Source organism: Streptomyces brevispora (assembly GCF_007829885.1).
GTDB classification, from domain to species: Bacteria; Actinomycetota; Actinomycetes; order Streptomycetales; family Streptomycetaceae; genus Streptomyces; species Streptomyces brevispora.
This window is the reverse complement of the sequence record NZ_VIWW01000001.1, coordinates 1,555,251-1,577,160: the sequence shown is the minus strand read 5'-3', so window position 1 is coordinate 1,577,160 and position 21,910 is coordinate 1,555,251. Positions and strand designations below refer to the sequence as shown.

The window sequence follows — 21,910 nt, the reverse complement described above, 5'->3', positions numbered from 1 at the left end:
CAGCCGTCACACCATCCGAGGGGCACTCATGGAAACCGTGATCCTGATCCTGGGGCTGCTCGTCGTCGCGTTCATGGCCCTGGGCGTCTACGCGGGCGTCAAGGTCATCGGGGCCGCCAGGCGCGGGGTGGACCGTACGATCACGCAGGCGCGCCGCACCGTCGAGGACACCACACTGCGGGCGAAGAGCCTCGGACAGGTGGGTGTCAGCGGCGAGCTGGCACAGCTGCGCCTCTCACTGCGCACCTCGATGCGGGCCACGCAGGAGGCGTTGCAGACGGGCGTGACCGAGGACGCCTCGCTCTCCGAGTCGCTGGGACTCTTCCAGCGGCTGAGTGTCCACGGCCGTGAGCTGGACGACGAGCTGAAGAGGCTGGAGCGGGAGCCGGACAAGACGACGGTGTCCTCGCTGCTGGCGGGGCTCAAGGAGCGCACGGGGCAGATCACGCGCTCCGCCGAGTCGCTGCGGTGGGCCGCGCGTGACCGGGCCCGCCAGTTCGCCGACGACGATCTGGCGGCGCTGAACGTACAGATCGACGTGGAGGCCGGTGCGTTGCGGCACTGGACGACGGCGACGCAGGAGCCGGCACCGGGGCAGCACCCCGACGGGTCGGCCGCCCGCGGCCAGGGACCGGGCCATGACCCGGCCGAAGCCGCCGAACCGGTCCGGCGGCAGGGGCAGGAGCGCGGGCGGAAGCAGGGGCACGGGCGCGGGCCTGGGGACGGCGAAGGGGGCGCGCAGGCCATCACCGCCGCGGACCCGCGGCAGCAGACCGCATACCCGTGGCAGAAGGCGGCGCGGCCCGAGACCACGAACTGACCAGGACCTGACCACGAAATCTGACCAGGACCTCACCGCGAACTGACCAGGACCTGGTCGGGAACTGGGAGGCGTGTGTCGGGGAGTGTGGTGCCGGCGGGCTGCTGCGGGGCGGGCAGCAGCGTCAAGTGACCGGGCATGGCAGGATGCGCCTCGAAGCGACCGGAACTGATCATTCGGTCTGGGCCGGACTGCCGAGCCACCGTCCCGGAAGGTAACCTCCCGCTCATGTCCCGCCATGTCGCGATCGTCACCGATTCAACGGCCTACCTGCCGCCCGAGGCGATGGAACGGCATGGCATCACCGCAGTGCCGCTGACCGTCGTCCTCGGCGATCAGGCGCTGGAGGAGGGAACCGAGATCTCGGCCCGCTCCCTCGCGCTGGCGCTCCAGAAACGCCGCCCCGTGACGACTTCCCGGCCCAGCCCCGAGGTGTTCGCCGCCACGTACCGCGCGGCCGCCGACGCCGGGGCGAGCGGTATCGTTTCGCTGCACCTGTCCGCGGAGTTCTCCGGCACGTACGACGCCGCGCTGCTCGCGGCGAAGGACGCTCCGGTGCCGGTGCGGGTGGTGGACACCGGGATGGTCGCCATGGCCCTCGGATTCTGCGCCTTGGCGGCGGTGGCGGCCGCCGAGGCGGGCGGCAGCCTGGACGAGGCGGTGGCGGCCGCCGAGAAGCGTGCGGCGGGCACGTCCACCTACTTCTACGTCGACACCCTGGACTACCTGCGCCGCGGTGGCCGGATCGGTGCCGCGCAGGCGCTGCTCGGCTCCGCCCTCGCCGTGAAACCGCTGCTTCAGCTGGACGGCGGCCGCATCGAACTGCTGGAGAAGGTGCGGACGGCCTCGAAGGCCATCGCCCGGCTGGAGGAGATCGTCGCCGAGCGGGCGGGCAGCGGGCGGGTGGACATCGCGGTGCATCACCTGGCTGCCCCGGAACGGGCCGAGCGACTGGCCGAGCGGCTGCGCGAGCGGATTCCCGGACTGGTCGATCTGCATGTCAGCGAGGTGGGTGCGGTGATCGGCGCGCACACCGGGCCGGGGCTGCTCGGAGCAGTGGTTTCGCCGCGCTGATGTCACTGCCCGGAGTGGTGGAGTTATCCACAACGGGCAGGTTTTCCACCGTAATTGGGTGCCCTCGGCGGATTCCGGCAGAAGTGCCTAGCGTCATGAGGCATGGCTTCCCGATCACATCGTGCAACCAGCGGACCCGGCGGCGGAATCGGCCGTACCGGCGCCTTCGGCAGGATCGGCGGCGGACCCGGTAGCGGGCCAGGCCGCGCTCCTTCCTCGGAAGGGCGCGTCCGGAGCGCGGCCGGCACCGGACCAGGCAGGCGGCGGCACGCGCCGGACCGCGCAGCCGCCGCTGCGGCGTCGCGCAGCCGTGCCGATGCGCTCATGGCGGGCGGGTACGGGGGACGTGTGGCCCGGCAGGCGGTGGGCATGGCCCCGGAGGCGTCCCGCACTGCTGGTCTGTCGCAGGCTGAGTCTGAGCCGTCCGCCGTGCCGCCGCCCTTGGCCGCCTCTGCGCCATCCACTGTGCCGCCGTCCCCGTCCCCGTCCCCGGCTGCGTCTGCGTCCGCGTCTGCGCCTGTGTCTGCACCTGTGTCTGCACCTGTGCCTGCATCCACGCCTGCATCCACGCCTGAGTCCCGCCACGCGCACCCGTATGCGCCGGCCTCAGCACTCGGGCAGGCCCCGGCACATGCGCCGTCCCCGACACGCGGGCCGACCTCAGCGGCGGCAGCATCCGCAGCGAAGACGCCGTCCGGGACCGCGTCGCGTCCGGACCCGGAGGGGCGGTGGGCGCGGGTGGTTCCCGCGCTGCGGGAGCGGCTGCCGGTGTGGGTACAGCTCAGATGCGGTCTGGAGCCAAAGGCCCTTGCCGCACTCGCCGTTGTCCTGGTGGCGGCGGCGGTCCTCGCCGGGATGCACTTCTGGTCCGCACGCCCCGAAGGCGTACGCGCCCCCGATCACGTCAGTGAGGCCGGGCGCGCCCCGGTACCGCGGGCCGGCACGGACCCGGTGGCCGACGGGGCCGGTGCGCCCGAGCCGTCCCCGGGGCTGCCGCCCGTCGCCGGGGGGCCGGGCGGGCGGATCGTGGTGGATGTGAGCGGGAAGGTACGGCGGCCGGGGATCCACCGGCTGCCGCCCGGCGCCCGGGTCGCCGACGCGCTGCGGGCGGCGGGAGGGGTCCGGCCCGGTGTGGACCTCGACGGCCTCAACCGGGCCCGAGTGCTCGTGGACGGGGAGCAGATCCTGGTGGGCGCACCGCCCGGCATGGTTGCCGCAGGCGGCACGGAAGGGGGCGGTGCGGGGCAGACGGCCACGGGCGGCACCACCACGGGACCGGTGAGCCTCAACAGCGCGACCGCCGAACAGCTCGACACCTTGCCCGGCGTGGGCCCCGTCCTCGCTCAGCACATCGTCGACTACCGCACCCAGCACGGTGGTTTCCGGTCCGTCGACGAACTCCGCGAGGTCAACGGGATCGGCGACCGCCGGTTCGCCGACCTTCAGCCACTGGTGCGACCGTGAGTGTCGAGGACATCCACACGGCGTCGGGCCGGCGGCTCGGAGTCTCCGACCCACGGCAGGAGGGCCCGCCCGATCTACGACTGGTTCCGCCGGCCCTGGCGGCCTGGGCCGGTGCCGGGCTGGCCGTGGGGGTGCCGGGGCTGTGGGCGGCGGTGGCGGTGGTGCTCTGTCTTGGGACGGCCATGGTCCTGCTCGCCGTGCCGGGATTCCGACCGGTCCGCGCCGCACGCGCCGCTCCGGCCGGCAGCGGGGACACCGCGGGTGACGGGCGGCGGAGACTGCGCACTGTGGTCGACGGGCGGCGAGGACCGCGTATGGCGGGCGACGATCGATGGCGACTGCACACCACGGCCGCGGCGGCGGCGCTGCTCTGCGCGGCGGCCGGGGCGGCGTCCGCCGGACTGCACAGCGCCGACGTACGGCAGGGACCGGTGCCCGCACTGGCCCGGCAGTTCGCGAGGATCGATGCGGAGATCACCCTCACCTCCGACGCCCGGCAGACCTTCCCCCGGGTACGCGGCGACCACAGCACGCCCGCCTCCCTTCTCCTGGATGCCGAGATCACCCTGCTGACGAGGCCCGACGGCACGGCCACCCGGCTGCGTACACCGGTACTGGTCATCGTCACGCCCGGCGGTGCGGCGGCGCAGTGGCAGCAACTGCTCCCCTCCACCCGGTTACGCGTCGGCGCCCGGCTGGCGCCGACGCTGCACGGCGGGGAGCGGGCCGCCGCCGTTCTTCGCCCCGACGGCAAGGGCCCGCCCCGCATCACCGGCCCGCCCACGCTCCTCCAGCGCACGGCGGGCGGGCTGCGCGCCGGGCTGCGCACGGCGACCGAGGGGCTCGGCCCCGATGCGCGGGCCCTCCTGCCCGGACTGGTCGTCGGCGACACCACCAGGGTCACGCCGGAACTGCACGATGCGTTCAGAGCGACCGACCTCACCCATCTGATGGCGGTCTCGGGTGCCAACCTGGCGATCCTGCTCGTCCTGCTCATCGGACCGCCGGGCAGCGCCCTGCGTGCCGAACGCCGCGGGCTGGCACCAGGGCTGGGGATCTCGTTGCGGATGACCGCCTTGCTCGGCGGCGGGCTCACGCTCGCCTTCGTCCTCGTCTGCAGGCCCGAACCGAGTGTGCTGCGGGCCGCCGCCTGCGGCCTGATCACACTGCTCGCCATCGGCACCGGGCGGCGCAGAACACTGTTCCCCGCGCTGGCCGCCGCCGTTCTGTTGCTGGTGCTCTACGACCCCTGGCTGGCGCGCAGTTACGGATTCGTCCTGTCGGTCCTGGCCACCGGCGCGCTCCTGACCATCGCCCCGCGGTGGAGCGACGCGCTGCAACGGCGCGGCGTGCCGTCCCGGCTCGCCGAGGCGCTGGCTGCCGCGGCGGCGGCGCAGGCGGTGTGCTCGCCCGTTGTGGTGCTGCTCGCCTCCCGGGTGAGCCTGGTGGCGATCCCGTGCAACCTGCTGGCTGAGTTCGCGGTGGCGCCGGCCACGGTTGTGGGGTTCGCCACGCTGGCCCTGGCCCCGGTGGCCATGCCGGTGGCCGAACTGCTCGCCCGGGTGGCGGGGTGGCCGGCCGGCTGGATCGCCTCCGTGGCCCGGACTGGGGCGGCGATGCCCGGCGCGGAGATCGGCTGGCCCGACGGCTGGACGGGCGCGCTGCTGCTGGCCGCGCTGACGGGGCTGGTGGTGCTGTTCGCCCGGCGCATCGGACGCCACCCGTGGGTGTGCTCGGCCGCGGCGCTGCTGCTGGTGCTCGCGGTGTTGCGCCCGGTGCCGCTGACCCGGGTGCTGACCGGATGGCCGCCACCGGGCTGGGCGTTCGCGATGTGCGATGTGGGCCAGGGTGATGCCCTGGTGCTCGCGGCGGGGCCCGGCTCAGGTGTGGTCGTCGACACCGGGCCGGATCCCCGACCGGTCGACCGCTGCCTGCGAGACCTGGGCATCACCCGCGTCCCGTTGCTGCTGCTCACCCATTTTCACGCCGACCATGTCCGGGGTCTGCCCGGTGTACTGCGGGGCAGGGCGGTGGGCGCGATCCAGACGACGAGCCTGGACGAACCGCCGGAGCAGGCCGCGTTCGTGACGAGAACGGCCGCGGCGGCCCGTATCCCCGTGGTGCGGGCCGTCCCCGGTGAGCGACGACGGATCGGCGCGCTGGACTGGCAGGTGCTGTGGCCGGTGGGCGGTGCGTCGGCGGGCGCGGCCGGTCCCGTACCGCAGGAGCCGAACGACGCCAGCGTCACCCTGTTCGTACGGGCCGGTGGGCTCACGCTGCTGCTCCCCGGTGACCTCGAACCCCCTTCCCAGCAGGGGCTTTTGCGCAGCTACCCGGCCCTCCCGCGAGTCGATGTGCTCAAGGTCGCCCATCACGGCTCCGCACATCAGGACCCCGCCCTGTTGCGCAGCGTGCATCCGAGGATCGCCCTGGTGAGTGTGGGCCGCGACAACCCGTACGGGCATCCGGCCGCCCGTACGGTCGAGGCGCTCAGAGCCGGGGGAGCGGTGGTGCTCCGTACCGACAGGGACGGTGCGATCGCGGTGACGGGTGCCGGGCCGGGAGTACGGGCGGTGGGCCGGTCATGACCGTGTACTCAGTCCAGCCATCGTCCTTCGGCCATCAGTTCACGGCCGGTCAGTTCGTTCTCCTCCCGCCAGGCCTTGACCGCGGTCGGAGTGAAGCGCAGGTACACCCAGGTGGGGCGGCCACGCAGGTCCCAGTTGAGCTTGGAGGCGAAGGCGTCACCCGACTCCGTGGCAAGGTCCGCCCCCTCGATCACCTCGGCCGTCGCCTCGACGAGGACCACATCACGGGTGTGACCGACGGCGATCCGGGCGTGCCCGGCCGGCGTCACGTTGACCGCGGTGGGGTTGGTGCGCCGGGTGGCCATCAGCAATGTCCCCCGGTCCCACACGAACGACAGCGGCACCAGGGTCGGCACCCCGTCAGGCGAGGCGGTGGACACCCATGCGTCCTTGTCCTTCTCCAGGTGATCGAGCACATCCTGCTTGCGCTGCTCCCGGCTGCGGGCCGGCTCATGCTTCGTCATGTCCGGCACACCAGTGAGCGCGCCCGGCACCGCACCTCCGCCGCCGGACCTAGGACCACCGGCTCATGGCGGGCCGCAGTGTCCCGGGACAGACTGCCGGTATGGACCCCCAACTGCCGCATACCGTCGACTCCTACCTGGCGCGCATCGGCGCCACCAGGCCCGGCCGTGCCGACGCCGCGGCACTGCGTGAGCTGCAACTGTGCCACCTCACCTCCGTTCCCTTCGAGAACCTCTCGATCCATCTCGGCGAGGACATCGTGCTGGAGGAACAGGCGCTTCTCGACAAGATCGTGTCGGGCCGCCGCGGTGGGTTCTGCTACGAACTCAACGGAGCCTTCGCCGCGTTGCTGCGGGAACTGGGCTTCGGCGTCACGCTGCTCCAGGCCCGCGTTCATGGCGACGACGGGAAGCTCGGCATTCCCTACGATCACCTGGCGCTCCGAGTGGAGACGGACGACGGCACCGGTCCGTGGCTCGTGGATGTCGGCTTCGGCGACCACGCCCAGCATCCGCTCGCACTCGACGACCGCACGGATCAGGAGGACCCGCGCGGCACCTTCCGGATCAGGCGGGCCCTCGCCGAGAACGCCGAGAACGCCGAGGCATACGGGGACGCCGAGGCCTACGGCGATCTCGATGTGCTGCGTGACGGTGCCCCGCAGTTCCGTCTGGATCCGCGGCCCCGGGTGCTGGCGGACTTTCGGGCCGGCGCCTGGTACCACCGCACCTCACCCGATTCCGGTTTCACCCGGGCTCCGGTCTGCTCCCGTTTCACCGCTTCCGGCCGGATCACGCTCAGTGGCCGGAAGCTCGTCACGACGGTGGGCGGCGAGCGCAACGAGACGCCGTTGGGGAGCGACGACGAGGTGCTCGCCGGCTACCGCGAGCACTTCGGGCTGCGCCTCGACCGGCTGCCCACCGTCCGCGGGGCCGGTGCTTCCGCGCCGAATGGGTGACGCACCTCAACGCAGTAATCAATTCGGACCTTCGGTAGCAGCTGCACCCAAGTCACCGCGAGACGTTCTGTTTGCCTCGAACGCCACAAGAGTGATCGAATGCATGCTCGTCGGTGGGCCGCTGCTCCGACAACGAAGTCCAGCCACCCGGAGCCCGGACGCCCTACGGGGCCTCCAGCCACCCCTCGTACTCCGCGGCGAATGCGTCGAGGGCCGCGGAGTCCAGCCGTCGGTCCGGGTCCTCCACGACCACCAGCCACTGGGCGTCCTCGGCGTCGTCCTCGCCGGCCAGCGCGTCGCGCACGAGCTGCGGCTCCTCGGTGACCCCGAACCGGTCGGCCAGCTCGCCCGCCACCTCCTCCGCCGTGTCACGGTCGGGCAGCACCAGCACATGTCTCACATCGCTCACCCGTCCATTCTCCGGTACGGGCGGCTGTGCCCCGGCGGGGGTGTCCGTGCAGCCGGGTGCCGGGCAGCGGCCGGCCGGGTTGTCAGTGGCGCGTGGGATGCTGGACGACGATGGCCACCAGAAGGAATTCCACCGACGACCCGCTCGCCCCGCTCACGCTCGCCGTGGGCCAGGAGGACCTGCTCCTGGACCGCGCCGTGCAGCAGGTGGTGGTGGCGGCCCGCGCCTCCGACGCCGACACGGACGTCCGTGACCTCACGTCCGATCAGCTCCAGCCCGGCACGCTTTCCGAGCTGACGAGCCCGTCGCTCTTCGCCGAGCGCAAGGTGGTGATCGTGCGCAACGCGCAGGATCTCTCCGCCGACACGATCAAGGACGTCAAGAAGTATCTCGACGACCCGGTCGAGGAGATCACGCTCGTGCTGCTGCACGCGGGTGGCGCCAAGGGCAAGGGCCTGCTGGACGCGGCACGCAAGGCGGGTGCGCGGGAGGTCGCATGCCCGAAGACCACCAAGCCGGCCGAGCGGCTCTCCTTCGTACGGGGTGAGTTCCGGGCGCTGGGGCGCTCGGCGACCCCCGAGGCGTGCCAGTCGCTGGTCGATTCCATCGGCAGCGATCTGCGGGAGCTGGCGAGTGCGGTGTCGCAGCTCGTCGCGGACGTCGAGGGCACGATCGACGAGGCGGTCGTCGGGCGCTACTACACGGGGCGCGCGGAGGCGTCGAGCTTCACGGTCGCCGACCGGGCGGTCGAGGGGCGTGCGGCGGAGGCGCTGGAGGCCTTGCGCTGGTCGTTGTCGACCGGAGTGGCGGCTGTCCTGATCACCAGCGCGCTCGCGCAGGCCGTTCGGGCGATCGGCAAGCTGTCGTCGGCGCGCGGGGGGCGGCCGGCGGATCTCGCCCGTGAGCTAGGCATGCCACCGTGGAAGATCGACCGGGTGCGCCAGCAGATGCGTGGCTGGACGCCGGACGGCGTCGCGGTGGCGCTGCGGGCGGTCGCGGATGCGGATGCGGGGGTCAAGGGGGGCGGGGACGACCCGGCGTACGCGCTGGAGAAGGCCGTGGTGGCCGTGGCGCGGGCCGCGCGGGCGGGGCGGTAGCGCTGTCCCTGGGCGAGCGGGGGCAGGGGCGCCGGGTTCGTCCGGCCCGCCGTGTTGTCCTCAACCGCCTGGCGGGCTTGGATCTGCGGTCCATGGCGTCCTCAACCGCCGGACGGGCTTAAGGCTCAGACGTACGCCAGACGGGCTTGGAGCCTCAGAACGCACGCCAGACGGGCTGGAAGCGTCAGAACGCACCCCGGACGGGCCTGAAACGCGAAACACACTCCCGACCGGGCTCGAAACGTAGCCGCGCGTCCTCGACGCGCGCGCATGACGACGCGCGCATGACGAAGGCCCCTGTCGTCCCCCTGGGGAGGGGAACGGCAGGGGCCTTCGGTCTGTGCTTGGTGCGCCGCACCCGCGTGGCGAACGCAGGTTCGGTGTGCGGCGCGGGGTGCCGGTCAGGAGCGGGAGAGAGGGCCCGCTGAGTCCGTTCCGGCGATCACATCGGGAATGCTCAGCCCTGGAGGGTGGCAACCTTGGTGGCCAGCGCCGACTTCTTGTTGGCGGCGGCGTTCTTGTGGATGACACCCTTCGAGACAGCCTTGTCGAGCGCACGGGACGCGTCGCGAACGGCCACGGTGGCCTTCTCGACGTCGCCCGCGACGACGGCCTCGCGGGCCTTGCGGACTGCGGTCTTGAGCGACGACTTGACGGCCTTGTTACGCAGGCGCGCCTTCTCGTTGGTCTTGTTCCGCTTGATCTGGGACTTGATGTTCGCCACGAAAGAGCCTTTTCAGGTTCGTTGGATCTTCGATGTGCGCCCTGCGGCCGGAGAGCCACGAGGCACAGCTGTCCACGGTACCAGTCGCGCTCCGACCGGCCCAAACCGGCTTCCGCTCCGCAAGCGTGGGACGATGGGAGCTACGTACAGATCCGACCGACCCGACATCGACCCGAGACACGGCGTTCGGCGTCTCAAGAATCAGGACCCTGCGTGCCCGCGACTCCTCTCCACGTGCCCGAGCCGAGCCGTACCGACCCGGCGCTGATCCGCAATTTCTGCATCATCGCGCACATCGACCACGGCAAGTCGACCCTTGCCGACCGGATGCTCCAGCTGACCGGTGTGGTCGACCAGCGGCAGATGCGCGCTCAGTACCTCGACCGGATGGACATCGAGCGCGAGCGTGGCATCACCATCAAGTCCCAGGCGGTACGGCTGCCCTGGGCGCCCACTGTCGGCGAGGACCAGGGCAGCACCCACATCCTCAACATGATCGACACCCCGGGGCACGTCGACTTCACCTACGAGGTCTCCCGGTCGCTCGCCGCCTGTGAGGGCACGGTCCTGCTGGTGGACGCCGCGCAGGGCATCGAGGCCCAGACCCTCGCCAACCTCTACCTGGCGATGGAGAACGACCTCACCATCGTCCCGGTGCTCAACAAGATCGACCTGCCGGCCGCGCAGCCCGAGAAGTTCTCCGAGGAGCTGGCCAACCTCATCGGCTGCCAGCCCGAGGACGTCCTCAAGGTCTCCGCGAAGACCGGAGTCGGTGTGGACGCGCTGCTGGACCGGGTGGTCAGGGACGTACCGGCGCCCGTCGGCAAGGCCGACGCCCCGGCCCGCGCGATGATCTTCGACTCGGTCTACGACTCGTACCGAGGCGTCGTGACGTACGTCCGTGTCGTCGACGGCTCACTGAACAAGCGCGAGCGCATCCGGATGATGTCGACCGGCGCCACCCACGAGCTGCTGGAGATCGGGGTCTCCTCCCCGGAGATGACCCCGTCCGACGGCATCGGTGTGGGCGAGGTCGGCTACATCATCACCGGTGTGAAGGACGTCCGGCAGTCCAAGGTCGGTGACACGATCACCTCCCTGAACAAGGGGGCGACCGAGGCACTGGGCGGCTACAAGGACCCCAAGCCGATGGTGTTCTCGGGCCTGTACCCGCTGGACGGATCGGACTACCCGGACCTGCGCGAGGCCCTCGACAAGCTTCAGCTCAACGACGCCGCCCTGGTGTACGAGCCGGAGACCTCCGCCGCGCTCGGCTTCGGCTTCCGCGTCGGCTTCCTCGGCCTGCTCCACCTCGACGTGGTCCGGGAGCGGCTGGAGCGCGAGTTCGGCCTCGACCTCATCGCCACCGCGCCCAACGTGGTCTACCGGGTCGAGATGGAGGACGGCAGCGAGCACACCGTCACCAACCCGAGCGAATTCCCCGAGGGCAAGATCGACAAGGTGCACGAGCCGGTCGTCCGGGCCACGGTCCTGGCGCCCAGCGAGTTCATCGGCGCGATCATGGAGCTGTGCCAGCAGCGCCGCGGCACCCTCCTCGGCATGGACTACCTCTCCGAGGACCGGGTCGAGATCCGGTACACCCTGCCGCTCGCCGAGATCGTCTTCGACTTCTTCGACCAGCTGAAGTCCAAGACCCGCGGCTACGCCTCGCTCGACTACGAGCCCACCGGCGAGCAGTCCGCCGACCTCGTCAAGGTCGACATCCTGCTGCACGGCGACAAGGTCGACGCGTTCTCCGCGGTCACGCACAAGGACAAGGCGTACGCGTACGGCGTCCGGCTCGTCGCGAAGCTGCAGAAGCTGATCCCGCGGCAGAACTTCGAGGTGCCGATCCAGGCGGCCATCGGCTCCCGGGTCATCGCCCGTGAGACCGTCCGCGCCATCCGCAAGGACGTCCTCGCCAAGTGCTACGGCGGTGACATCTCCCGTAAGCGGAAGCTGCTGGAGAAGCAGAAGGAAGGCAAGAAGCGGATGAAGATGGTCGGCAACGTGGAGGTGCCGCAGGACGCGTTCATCTCCGTGCTGTCGACGGACGAGTCCGCCGGGGAGAGCAAGGCCAAGAAGTAGGCCGTTCCCCCGCCTGCCGACCGTACTGATCGGTAGGACCACGGGCCCTCGCATCGCAGAACCCTGCGGCGCGGGGGCCCGTTCGTTATGAAGCGGGGTCCGATTGCCTCTTACGCGGCGGACGCGGGCGCTCTACCCTGATCACGGCTTCGTAGTTACTCGCCAGTTAAACAGCAGGATCAAGTACCGGATCAAGCACAAGATCAAGCAGGATCAAGCACCCAGACGCACGCGGAGAGCAAGCCGCACATCAGCAGCCGGTCGTGAAGCGCTGCCGTAGGCCCGGAGGATGTCGTGACCGACACACAGACCATGATCGAGAACCGTCCGCCCTCCGTGGCGAACCTCTTCATCGACCGGGTGGCCGCCACCCCGGACGCGGAGGCCTACCGCTACCCGGTCCCCGCCGCCGGCGGCCAGGGCGCCGACGAGTGGAAGTCGCTCAGCTGGGCGCAGGCCGCCGAGCGGGTGTACGCCATCGGAGCCGGGCTGATCGCTCTGGGGGTGCAGCCGGAGGAGCGCATCGCGCTCGCAGCCAGTACCCGGGTCGAGTGGATCCTCGTCGACCTCGGAGTCATGTGCGCGGGCGCCGCGACCACCACGATCTACCCCTCGACCAACGCCGAGGAGTCGGCGTTCATCCTCTCCGACTCCGAGAGCCGGGTACTGATCGCCGAGGACGCCGGACAGCTGGCCAAGGCCCGTGAGCGCCGTGCCGAACTGCCGGACCTCACCCATGTCGTCGTCATCGACGCCGAGGGCGCCGGCCCCGCCGAGGGCGACCCGGAGGGCTGGGTGCTCACGCTGGCCGACCTGGAGGCCCGCGGCGCCGAGTACCTGGCGAAGAACCCGGCCGCGATCACCGAGCGGGTCGACGCGATCACCCCCGAGCAGCTCGCGACCCTCATCTACACCTCGGGCACCACCGGCCGCCCCAAGGGCGTACGGCTGCCGCACGACAACTGGTCGTACATGGCCAAGGCCACCGTCTCCACCGGGCTGATCAGCAAGGACGACGTCCAGTACCTCTGGCTGCCGCTCGCCCACGTCTTCGGCAAGGTCCTCATCTCCGGCCAGATCGAGGTGGGACACGTCACCGCCGTCGACGGCCGGGTCGACAAGATCATCGAGAACCTGCCGGTCGTCCGGCCGACGTACATGGCCGCCGTCCCCCGTATCTTCGAGAAGGTCTACAACGGCGTCGCGGCCAAGGCCCGCGCCGGTGGCGCGGCCAAGTACAAGATCTTCCAGTGGGCGGCCGCGGTCGCCCGTGAGCACGCGAAGGTCTCCCAGGACAACTTCCGGCGCACCGGCACCGCCTCCGTACCGTTCGCGCTCGGCGCCAAGCACAAGGTCGCCGACGCACTCGTCTTCGCGAAGATCCGCGAGGCCTTCGGCGGCCGGCTCCGCGCCTGCGTCTCCGGTTCCGCGGCCCTCGCGCCCGACATCGGCTTCTTCTTCGCGGGCGCCGGGATCCACATCCTGGAGGGCTACGGCCTCACCGAGACCAGCGCCGCCTCCTTCGTCAACCCGGGCGAGGCCTACCGCACCGGCACGGTCGGCAAGCCGCTCCCCGGCACGGAGGTACGGATCGCGGACGACGGCGAGATCATGCTGCGCGGCCCCGGCCTGATGCAGGGCTACCAGGGACTGCCGGAGAAGACCGCCGAGGTGCTGGAGGCCGACGGCTGGTTCCACACCGGCGACATCGGCGAACTGTCCGTGGACGGCTATCTGCGGATCACCGACCGCAAGAAGGACCTGATCAAGACGTCGGGCGGCAAGTACATCGCCCCGGCCGAGGTCGAGGGCCAGTTCAAGGCGGTGTGCCCGTTCGTCTCCAACATCCTGGTGCACGGCGCGGACCGGAACTTCTGCACCGCGCTGATCGCCCTCGACGAACCGACGATCCTGGGCTGGGCCGCCGAGAACGGCATGGGGGGCAAGTCGTACGCGGACGTCGTGGCCTCCCCGCGGACCGTCGAGCTCATCGACGGTTATGTGAAGCGCCTCAACGAGGGGCTCCAGCGCTGGCAGACCATCAAGAAGTTCCGGCTGCTCCCGCGCGACCTCGACATCGAGCACGGCGAGGTGACGCCCAGCCTCAAGCTGAAGCGGCCGGTCGTCGAGCGCGCCTACAAGAACCTGATCGAGGACATGTACGCGGGCTCCCGCGAGGCGTGACGGCGTCCGGCCCACGCGTTCCGGCGCGGGGGCCGGGGCGTCGTTCCCGCGCGCGCTTCTCCCCGCACCTCTCCGCACCTCTCCGCGTACTTCTCCCCTCACTTCAGTAACTCGGCGCGTATGGGCTGGGCCGATCTGTCACTCTGTCCCTGTCGTCAGCGGCGCAATGCGAGAACAGGCAGAGCGAGAACAGGTCAGGAGCCGCCCTGTGGGGTCCATTCCCTTGCAGCGGGACATCGTGCAGCGTCCCGGAACCAGTGCCACCTCCGCGGGCACCCAGCCGGTCGCCTGCACGAGCCTGCCCGGGAACCTGCTCGCGCCCGCCGCGGCCCGGCGGTTCGTCGAGGCAGCGCTCGCCGAGTGGGGCGGGCTGGGGCTGCCCGCGGCCGTGGGGTTCAGCGACCGGCTGTCCGACGACGCGGCGGTCATCGTCAGCGAGCTGGTCACCAACGCCGTCGTGCACGCCGGGACCAACGTCGAACTGCTCTTCCGGCTGGAGGAGGCGACCGAGGACGAGGTGTCGGCACTGGTACTGGAGGTCTCCGACCACCATCCGGCCCGTGCCGTGCGCAGCGACGGCAGCGAGAACGACGACGCGGTCAGCCCGCAGGATCCCGCCGAGTACGGGCGCGGACTGGAGCTCGTCGCCACCCTCGCCGAACGCTGGGGCATCACCTACCGCACCGGCCTCAAGACCGTCTGGGCCCGGCTCCCCGTCGACGACTGGAACCCCTTCGCCGACGCCCGCACGGAGCCCGGCTTCCAGCACGGGCTGCGCGCGGCCGAACTCCTCGCCCCCACCGCCCGGCGCGCACTGCGGGACGACGCGGACTGGGCCGGACGCGGCGCGCTCTCGTTCCTCGCCGAGGCCTCCGACCTGCTGGCCGGACAGCTCGACGAGGACATCGTGGCCGCGCTCGCCGGACAGTTACTGGTGCCCAGGCTCGCCGACTGGTGCGCGATCTGGCTGGAGCCGGAGAGCGCCGGCCGGGTGGCCGTCCCGCGGCTCGCCAAGGTCTGGCACATAGACGAGACCTGCACGGAGGGGTTGCGCGCGGTGCTGGAGGGGGACCCGCTCCGGCTCCCCGAACGGGTCGGCACCGGACCCGTCTCGATCCCGTGGCCCGTCGGCGCGGAGGACGCCGACCCGCCGGACGGCAGCGACGGCGTCGCCCTCGCGTACCGGATCACCTCGGGCGGCCGCACCCTCGGCGCCGTACTCGTCGGCCGCGAGGACGTCGCCCGCGTCCCCGACGAGGTGACCGCCCTCATAGAGGACTTCGTACGCAGGGTCGGCCTCGCCGTGGGCGCGGCCCGCGCCTACACCCGGCAGGCCACCATCAGCCGCATCCTGCAGCGCGGTCTGCTGCCCAGCAAGGTCGCCGACATACCCGGCGTCGCCAGCTCCCTGGTGTACGAACCCAGCGACGACGGAGTGGTCGGCGGTGACTTCTACGACATTTTCCCGTGTCCCAACGACCGCTGGTGCTTCGTCCTCGGCGACGTCCAGGGCAGCGGCCCCGAGGCCGCCGTCGTCACCGGTCTCGCCCGTCCCTGGCTGCGGCTGCTGGCCCGCGAGGGCTACCAGGTCGGTGAGGTCCTGGTCCGGCTCAACCGGCTGCTCCTCGACGACGCGATGGAGGCCGCCGAGGCGGCCGCGCTGATGGTCGCCGCCGCGAGCGGCCAGCAGTCGGCGGAGAGCGGACCCCGGTTCCTCTCCCTGCTCTACGGGGAACTCGTGCCGCTGCCCGACGGGGGCGCGCGCTGCACCCTGGCGAGCGCGGGCCACCCGCTGCCGCTGCTGCTGCGCCCCGACGGCACGGTGCGGATCGCCGCCGAACCGCAGTTGCTGCTCGGTGTCATGGACGACGCGACGTACGAGAGCCAGAGCTTCGACCTGGCCCCGGGCGACAGCCTGCTGTGCGTCACCGACGGGGTGACGGAGCGACGCTCCGGGCCGGTGATGTTCGACGACGACGACGGCCTGGCGCAGGCCCTGGCCGGCTGCACCGGGCTGACCGCCGAAGAGATCGCGGACCGCATCAACCAGGAGGTGCACGCCTTCGCCGAGCGCCCGCCGGACGACGACCTGGCGCTGCTCGTCCTCCAGGCACTGTAGGGCCGGGCGGGGCAGCGCCGGCCCTGCCCGGAAACGGGGTGGCGTCCGGTTGCCGGGCGGCGCGCGACAATGGACGGTATGCCTTCCGTACTGCCCGATGGTGAACCCGTGCCCGACGACGGGGCGCTGCCCCGCCATGCCCTGGAAGGCGCAGCTGGCCGGCCGCTCGGCTTCTACCTGCATGTGCCGTACTGCGCGACCCGCTGCGGCTACTGCGACTTCAACACGTACACCGCGACCGAGCTGCGCGGCTCCGGCGGCGCGCTGGCCTCCCGGGACAACTACGCCTCCCATCTGATCGGCGAGGTCCGCCAGGCCCGCAAGGTCCTCGGCGGCGACCCCCGGCCGGTCCGCACCGTCTTCGTCGGCGGCGGTACGCCGACCCTGCTGGCCGCCGCCGATCTCGTCAGGATGCTGGCGGCGATCCGGGACGAGTTCGGGCTCGCGGACGACGCCGAGATCACCACCGAGGCCAACCCGGAGTCGGTCGGCCCGGCGTACCTGGCCGAGCTGCGCGAGGGCGGCTTCAACCGGATCTCCTTCGGGATGCAGAGCGCCCGGCAGCACGTACTGAAGATCCTCGACCGCACGCACACCCCCGGCCGGCCCGAGGCCTGTGTCGCCGAGGCGCGGGCGGCCGGCTTCGACCACGTCAACCTCGACCTGATCTACGGCACCCCGGGGGAGTCCGACGACGACTGGCGGGCCTCGCTGGACGCGGCGATCGGCGCCGGGCCCGACCATGTGTCCGCGTACGCCCTGATCGTCGAGGAGGGCACCCAGCTGGCCCGCCGGATCAAGCGCGGCGAGATCCCGATGACGGACGACGACGCCCACGCCGACCGGTATCTGATCGCGGACGAGGCGATGGCCGCGGCGGGCTTCTCCTGGTACGAGGTGTCGAACTGGTCCCGGACGCCCGAAGGCCGCTGCCTGCACAACGAGCTGTACTGGCGCGGGGCGGACTGGTGGGGCGCGGGACCGGGCGCGCACAGCCACGTCGGCGGTGTGCGCTGGTGGAACGTGAAGCACCCGGGGGCGTACGCGCAGGCGCTGGCCGAGGGGCGCTCGCCGGGGGCCGGACGCGAGATCCTCTCCGCGGAGGACCGCCGGGTCGAGCGCATCCTGCTGGAGCTGCGGCTCGCCGACGGCTGCCCGCTGTCCCTGCTCGCCCCGGCCGGCCTCACGGCGGCCCGGCGGGCCGTGGACGACGGTCTGCTGGAGTCCGGGCCGTTCGGTGAGGGTCGGGCCGTGCTGACCCTGCGGGGGCGGCTGCTGGCCGACGCGGTCGTGCGGGACCTGGTGGACTGAGGACGCGCCGGGGACGGCTCACCCCACCGGGCAGCCGGCAGGGGTGAGCTCGTGGGCACCGGCCGGCCGGCCGCAGATGATCCTGCTCCGGGTCCGGCCGCCCGGATACGTGATCTTGACGACGTCGAGACCGTGGCCGGCCTGGGCCTCGTACGGGATGAAACCGCGGAACGTGATCGTGCCGGTGGGCATGGCCTTCAGGTTCACCGCGTACAGGTTCGCCCATGTCTCGGCGGCGCTGTTCGCCACGTCGTTGTGGCTGGCGGCGTCGTACAGGGCGCTCGTCGCGCTGTAGGAGATGACCGACTGGCCGCTGGAGAACAGGCCGTCCTTGTAGGGCTTGGCCGCCGGCAGGGGCGGCAGGGTCCTGCCCGTGGGCAGGAGCTTCTCCAGGGCCGTGTGTGACTCCGTGTAGACGCCGTTCCGGCCGCGGCCCATCGGGGCGAGTGCCGTGTGGTAGAGCGTGACGTCCTCGGTGAGAGCCGTGCTGTCGTCGAACCGCGCCTTCGCCAGGTCGTCGCCGGTGAAGACCGTGATGGGCTTTCCGGCGCAGCCCTGGGCGAGCCGGCTCATCAGGTTGTTGACGTCCTCGACCCGGCCGGCGAAGTACAGGGCGTCCGGTGCCGGGTCCGCGTCGCAGATCTTCTGGACCGGCTTGTCGAGATCGGCGCTGTTGTGTTTGCTGAGGCTGTACTGCCGTTGCCCGGTGAGCTTGAACTTGGCCTTCAGCAGCATCGTGCGGCCCACCTCGCGCTGCTCCTGCGTGTAGCGGTCCTTGTCGTTGTTGCCCAGCTTGCGGGAGAGCACGAGGGCCCGCGGATGCCTGGCCTTCCTGGCCACCTGCCGGGCCACCAGGCCCAGCGCGTCCGCCTGCTCCTGGTCGGTGGCGGCGAGGCCGAAGTAGTTCGAGTAGTTCTTCGCCAGATAGCCACCGGAGTTGGTGGTGTCCACCACCGGCAGACCGGCCTTCTGGAGCATCTCGGTGGACCTGGGGCTGTCGGTCGTGTCCCGCCCGAGCCCGACCACACCGACGACCGTGGAGTCCTTCCGGGCCACCTCGATGATCTTCTTCACCGCCGTTGTCTGCTGGAGCATGTCCTGTCCGCCGTTGGCGGTCAGCACCTTGAGCTTGACGGAGAAGTTCTTGTTGGCGTGGTGCTGGTACAGGTAGACCCCGGTCAGCTCCTCCAGGGCCTTACGGGTGCCCTCCCTGGACGCCGCGGTGAACGGACCCGCGTAGATGATGGTGACGTGTTCGTCCTCCGGCCCGATGGCGGCGTTCTCCTCCTCCACCGCACGCTCGATCCGGTCGAAGGTGACACCCTTGCCGGAGCCGTCCAGCGACAGGTCGTTGCCCGACGCGAAACGCACCTGCGTGGTCGTCGACACGCCTATGCACTCCTGCGGCCCGCCACCCGGGCCGGGGAGTTTCACCGAGTCCGTGTTCACGTCGGTGAGCGGGCCGTGGCAGTACCGGTCAGCCAGCCGACTGCCCACCAGGAAGGTCCCCAGCAGAGCGCCGACCAGGAGCAACGCGACGGTCGTACGCGACATCACCCACCAGACCCACGTCCTGCGCACGCGTGTCGTGACCAGCAGCGCGTGCCCGTGCTCATGGGTCAGCTGCTCGGTCGAGAGCGGCAGCCGCAGCACCCAGGCGAGCGTGGCGGCGGCCGAGGGGGACTGGCCGATACTGAGATGGCTGATCCAGTTGTCGTAACGGGCCCGCGCCGCATCGCTGTGCGTGGGCAGCGGCTCGGCGGGCAGCGGCGGCGTGTGCCGCAGTATCTCGGCCGCGGGCAGCGACGCCAGCAGCAGCAGCGGATCCACCTCGCTGCGCCGGGAGCGGACGTTGTTGATGGCGTTGATCAGCTGGATGCCACCGTTGTTCTGACAGGCGGTGGGCAGGAAGACCACCGGTGGCACGATGCGCTTTCCGCGCCGCCAGTCCAGCGTGTGGGGGCGGTAGTTGTCCCGCAGGTCCTCCAGCAGCGCCTGGACCCGCAGCTCCAGATGGAACTGGCGGGACTGCTCGTCGCCCGCCGCCGCGTCGGCCACCCGCCCGGCGACCACCGCGGCCCGGACCCGGATGACCCGCCACGACCCGCTGGGCGAGAACCGGGACCAGCCGTCGGACGGGTATTCGGTACTGGCCGCAGCCAGCGAAGAGGTGGTGGCGAACCATCGGCTGGCCCGCCGCAGCCACAGCAGGGGCGGCGCCGACGTCGTCACCAGCCGGACGACCGCGAGACCCAGCACCGCGCCCACGGCCACCAGAGCGGTGGGCACCCAGCCGATCTCGCCGAGCAGCACACCCAGCACCGCGATGACGACGGCCCCGAGGAACGTCTCCGGCCGCACCGATTCCCTGAACGCGCCCAGCCAGTTCCGCGGCCCCCGCCGGCTGACCCGCCAGCGCAGCGTGCTCAGCTGCTCCAGGATCCGTTCGTCGCGGTCATCGGGGGAGCCGCCCGGGTCCGGCTCCCGGACCACTGCGGCAGTGGCCTGCTCGATGGCGCCGAGCAGCCGCGAGCGGGGGAAGGAGAAGGGCTTGTACTGCGAGCCGCCCCGGGTCTCCCACGGCTTGTCGGTCAGCGTGCGGACCATGTCGAGGGCCGCTTCGTACGGCGTTTCGCCCCGGCCGTCGAGCAGTTTCAGCGGGACGCGGCGCAGCTGGTTGGCCCGGTGGATCTGGCGCACGATCTGCTCGACCTTGGCGTCCACGGCGGACGGGACATCGGCGTCGGCAGCCTGGAGGACGACCAGCGGCATCACCGGCCGGTTGTCCCGGTACCGGTCGATGAGCTGCTGCACGAAGTGGAAGACGGCCGAGGCCGCCTCGTTGTCCGCACTGTCCTGCCATACCTCGCGTGCCATCGCCCCCGTGCCTTCCCTCGCGAAAAGAGCCAGGCACCACTCAATAACCCATGATGCGTGCGGGGCGCAGGAAATCGTAGGGATCGGCCCAGGATTAGCGGGAAGACCCCCCGGACATCAGTCGGGAAGCGTGACGAAGTCAATCAATTCCTCTACCCGGCCCAGGAGTTCGGGCTCCAGGTCCCGGAAGGTGCGGACCGAGGACAGAATCCGCTGCCAGGCCGCGCCGGTGTTCTCCGGCCACCCCAGCGAACGGCACACACCCGTCTTCCAGTCCTGGCCGCGCGGCACCACCGGCCAGCCGGCGATCCCCACGGACGACGGCTTCACCGCCTCCCACACATCGATGTACGGATGGCCGACCACCAGAACGTTCCCGTCCGTGATCTGCCCCGCGATGCGGGACTCCTTGGAACCCGGCACCAGATGGTCGACCAGCACCCCGAGGCGCGCGTCCGGGCCCGGGGAGAACTCGCGCACGATCGCCGGGAGGTCGTCGATGCCCTCCAGGTACTCGACGACCACCCCCTCGATCCGGAGGTCGTCGCCCCAGACCCGCTCCACCAGCTCCGCGTCGTGCCGGCCCTCCACGTAGATCCGCCCGGCCCGCGCCACCCGGGCCCGCGCCCCGGGGACCGCCACCGAGCCGGACGCCGTACGGGCGGGCCGGACAGGGCCGCCGGCCGACGGCCGTACGAGCGTGACCACCCGGCCCTCCAGCAGGAAGCCACGCGGCTCCATCGGGAAGACCCGGTGCTTGCCGAACCGGTCCTCCAGGGTCACCGTCGGACCCGCGGCGGTCTTCTCGCAGCGGATCACCGCCCCGCAGAAGCCGGTGGCGACCTCCTCCACGACCAGATCCGGATCGGCGGGCACCTCGGGGACGGGGGCGGACTTCTTCCACGGCGGGGTCAGGTCCGGCTGATAGCTGCGCATCGGACGACGATAGGACGGGACGGCCTCACGACACGCCGAAGCGAACCGCCAGCGCGTCGCGCTGCGCCCGGACGAACGCGGCGTCCACCACCGCTCCGTGCCCCGGCACGTACAGCGCGTCCTCGCCGCCCAGGGCCAGCAGCCGGTCCAGCGCGGCCGGCCAGCGGGAGGTGACCGCGTCGGGGCCGGCCTGCGGCTCGCCGGACTCCTCGACCAGGTCGCCGCAGAGGACGATCGCGGGCGAGCCGGGCACCAGCGCCGCCAGATCGTGGCCGCTGTGCCCCGGACCCACGTCGGCCAGCAGCACCTGGCGGCCGCCGCCCAGGTCGAGCGTCCACTCCCCGCACACCTCGTGGTGCGGGGCCACCAGCACGTCCACGGCCTCCGCCGCGTCCCGTTCGGACACCCCGTGCGCCACCGCGGAGCGGTGGAGGCCATCCGCCTCGGCCCTCAGCAGATCCGCCAGGCCGACCGCCCCGTACACCCGGGCCCCGGCGAAGACCGCGGTGCCCAGCACATGATCGAAGTGCGGATGGCTCAGTGCGACATGTGTCACCCTCCGGCCCAGCATCCGCTCGATCCGGGTCCGCAGTTCGACGCCCTCCCGGAGCGTCGAGCCCGTGTCGAAGAGAAGGGCCCCGTCCGCTCCGGCCACCAGTGCGACCGTCGCATCCCAGCCGGGCAGCCGCCGCCGGCCCACTCCGTCACCCAACCGCTCCCAGCCGAACTCTTCCCAAGTGGCGTCCATGCGGCGACGCTATCGGCAACGACCTGCGCGGTCTCGCGGTAGCGTGGC

At 71.5% G+C, this 21,910-nt stretch carries 16 protein-coding genes; 10 read left to right on the top strand and 6 right to left on the bottom strand.

Annotated features, from left to right (window positions below):
* Nucleotides 1–28 precede the first annotated feature (28 nt).
* The 4 genes from FHX80_RS07375 to FHX80_RS07360 all read left to right on the top strand — a co-directional run bounded on the left by FHX80_RS07375 (nucleotide 29) and on the right by FHX80_RS07360 (nucleotide 5,946).
* On the top strand, nucleotides 29–820 hold the full coding sequence (locus FHX80_RS07375; RefSeq protein WP_145763461.1) for a hypothetical protein: 792 nt from the start codon (nucleotides 29–31) through the stop codon (nucleotides 818–820).
* Between the two features lie 228 nt (nucleotides 821–1,048).
* Nucleotides 1,049–1,894 carry a DegV family protein gene (locus tag FHX80_RS07370; protein WP_145763460.1) on the top strand — a complete coding sequence of 282 codons (846 nt, stop codon included), beginning with the start codon at nucleotides 1,049–1,051 and terminating at the stop codon, nucleotides 1,892–1,894.
* A gap of 738 nt (nucleotides 1,895–2,632) precedes the next feature.
* Nucleotides 2,633–3,358, top strand: a complete 726-nt coding sequence (locus tag FHX80_RS07365) for a ComEA family DNA-binding protein (protein ID WP_326594828.1) — start codon at nucleotides 2,633–2,635, stop codon at nucleotides 3,356–3,358.
* Nucleotides 3,355–5,946, top strand: a complete 2,592-nt coding sequence (locus tag FHX80_RS07360) for a ComEC/Rec2 family competence protein (RefSeq protein ID WP_145763459.1) — start codon at nucleotides 3,355–3,357, stop codon at nucleotides 5,944–5,946. Before FHX80_RS07365 ends, FHX80_RS07360 begins: the two co-directional genes overlap by 4 nt.
* A gap of 8 nt (nucleotides 5,947–5,954) precedes the next feature.
* On the opposite strand, the gene FHX80_RS07355 is transcribed toward FHX80_RS07360, so the two are convergent.
* The gene (locus FHX80_RS07355) at nucleotides 5,955–6,410 is read right to left on the bottom strand and encodes a pyridoxamine 5'-phosphate oxidase family protein (protein WP_145763458.1); all 456 of its coding nucleotides are present in this window, start codon (nucleotides 6,408–6,410) and stop codon (nucleotides 5,955–5,957) included.
* Between the two features lie 101 nt (nucleotides 6,411–6,511).
* Between FHX80_RS07355 and FHX80_RS07350 the strand changes: the two genes are divergently transcribed.
* A complete protein-coding gene (locus FHX80_RS07350; protein WP_145763457.1) occupies nucleotides 6,512–7,369 on the top strand; it encodes an arylamine N-acetyltransferase family protein in 858 nt (285 codons plus the stop codon).
* A 163-nt stretch (nucleotides 7,370–7,532) separates the two neighbouring features.
* Here FHX80_RS07350 and FHX80_RS07345 read toward each other — a convergent pair whose 3' ends face one another.
* Complete coding sequence (locus tag FHX80_RS07345; protein WP_208764598.1) at nucleotides 7,533–7,778, bottom strand: hypothetical protein; 246 nt, start codon at nucleotides 7,776–7,778, stop codon at nucleotides 7,533–7,535.
* Nucleotides 7,779–7,888: 110 nt separating this feature from the next.
* Between FHX80_RS07345 and holA the strand changes: the two genes are divergently transcribed.
* Nucleotides 7,889–8,875, top strand: a complete 987-nt coding sequence (gene holA, locus FHX80_RS07340) for a DNA polymerase III subunit delta (RefSeq protein ID WP_145763456.1) — start codon at nucleotides 7,889–7,891, stop codon at nucleotides 8,873–8,875.
* A gap of 457 nt (nucleotides 8,876–9,332) precedes the next feature.
* On the opposite strand, the gene rpsT is transcribed toward holA, so the two are convergent.
* The gene (gene rpsT / locus FHX80_RS07335) at nucleotides 9,333–9,599 is read right to left on the bottom strand and encodes a 30S ribosomal protein S20 (protein ID WP_123526049.1); all 267 of its coding nucleotides are present in this window, start codon (nucleotides 9,597–9,599) and stop codon (nucleotides 9,333–9,335) included.
* Between the two features lie 213 nt (nucleotides 9,600–9,812).
* On the opposite strand from rpsT, the gene lepA reads away from it, so the two are divergent.
* The 4 genes from lepA (at nucleotide 9,813) to hemW (ending at nucleotide 17,301) form a co-directional block, all read left to right on the top strand.
* Nucleotides 9,813–11,687: a translation elongation factor 4 gene (lepA, locus tag FHX80_RS07325; protein ID WP_145763454.1), complete on the top strand. Its 1,875-nt coding sequence runs from the start codon at nucleotides 9,813–9,815 to the stop codon at nucleotides 11,685–11,687.
* 294 nt (nucleotides 11,688–11,981) lie between these two features.
* Nucleotides 11,982–13,871 carry an AMP-dependent synthetase/ligase gene (locus FHX80_RS07320; RefSeq protein WP_145763453.1) on the top strand — a complete coding sequence of 630 codons (1,890 nt, stop codon included), beginning with the start codon at nucleotides 11,982–11,984 and terminating at the stop codon, nucleotides 13,869–13,871.
* Nucleotides 13,872–14,094: 223 nt separating this feature from the next.
* Nucleotides 14,095–15,990: a SpoIIE family protein phosphatase gene (locus FHX80_RS07315; protein WP_145767129.1), complete on the top strand. Its 1,896-nt coding sequence runs from the start codon at nucleotides 14,095–14,097 to the stop codon at nucleotides 15,988–15,990.
* 69 nt (nucleotides 15,991–16,059) lie between these two features.
* Complete coding sequence (gene hemW / locus FHX80_RS07310; protein ID WP_145763452.1) at nucleotides 16,060–17,301, top strand: radical SAM family heme chaperone HemW; 1,242 nt, start codon at nucleotides 16,060–16,062, stop codon at nucleotides 17,299–17,301.
* 18 nt (nucleotides 17,302–17,319) lie between these two features.
* Here the strand turns inward: hemW and FHX80_RS07305 are convergent, their stop codons facing one another.
* From FHX80_RS07305 to FHX80_RS07295, 3 genes are all read right to left on the bottom strand, one after another.
* Nucleotides 17,320–20,178, bottom strand: a complete 2,859-nt coding sequence (locus FHX80_RS07305) for an ABC transporter substrate-binding protein (protein WP_145763451.1) — start codon at nucleotides 20,176–20,178, stop codon at nucleotides 17,320–17,322.
* A gap of 117 nt (nucleotides 20,179–20,295) precedes the next feature.
* On the bottom strand, nucleotides 20,296–21,114 hold the full coding sequence (locus FHX80_RS07300; RefSeq protein WP_145763450.1) for a DUF3097 domain-containing protein: 819 nt from the start codon (nucleotides 21,112–21,114) through the stop codon (nucleotides 20,296–20,298).
* 25 nt (nucleotides 21,115–21,139) lie between these two features.
* Nucleotides 21,140–21,862 (bottom strand): MBL fold metallo-hydrolase, encoded by a 723-nt coding sequence (locus FHX80_RS07295; protein WP_145763449.1) that lies wholly within the window; start codon nucleotides 21,860–21,862, stop codon nucleotides 21,140–21,142.
* Nucleotides 21,863–21,910 lie beyond the last annotated feature (48 nt).

Bases quoted from the DNA above. Each gene is read 5' to 3' on its own strand.
- FHX80_RS07375 (WP_145763461.1), top strand. From the start codon at position 29: ATGGAAACCGTGATCCTGATCCTGGGGCTGCTCGTCGTCGCGTTCATG.
- FHX80_RS07370 (WP_145763460.1), top strand. From the start codon at position 1,049: ATGTCCCGCCATGTCGCGATCGTCACCGATTCAACGGCCTACCTGCCG.
- FHX80_RS07355 (WP_145763458.1), bottom strand. From the start codon at position 6,410: ATGACGAAGCATGAGCCGGCCCGCAGCCGGGAGCAGCGCAAGCAGGAT.
- FHX80_RS07350 (WP_145763457.1), top strand. From the start codon at position 6,512: ATGGACCCCCAACTGCCGCATACCGTCGACTCCTACCTGGCGCGCATC.
- holA (WP_145763456.1), top strand. From the start codon at position 7,889: ATGGCCACCAGAAGGAATTCCACCGACGACCCGCTCGCCCCGCTCACG.
- hemW (WP_145763452.1), top strand. From the start codon at position 16,060: ATGGACGGTATGCCTTCCGTACTGCCCGATGGTGAACCCGTGCCCGAC.
- FHX80_RS07305 (WP_145763451.1), bottom strand. From the start codon at position 20,178: ATGGCACGCGAGGTATGGCAGGACAGTGCGGACAACGAGGCGGCCTCG.
- FHX80_RS07300 (WP_145763450.1), bottom strand. From the start codon at position 21,114: ATGCGCAGCTATCAGCCGGACCTGACCCCGCCGTGGAAGAAGTCCGCC.
- FHX80_RS07295 (WP_145763449.1), bottom strand. From the start codon at position 21,862: ATGGACGCCACTTGGGAAGAGTTCGGCTGGGAGCGGTTGGGTGACGGA.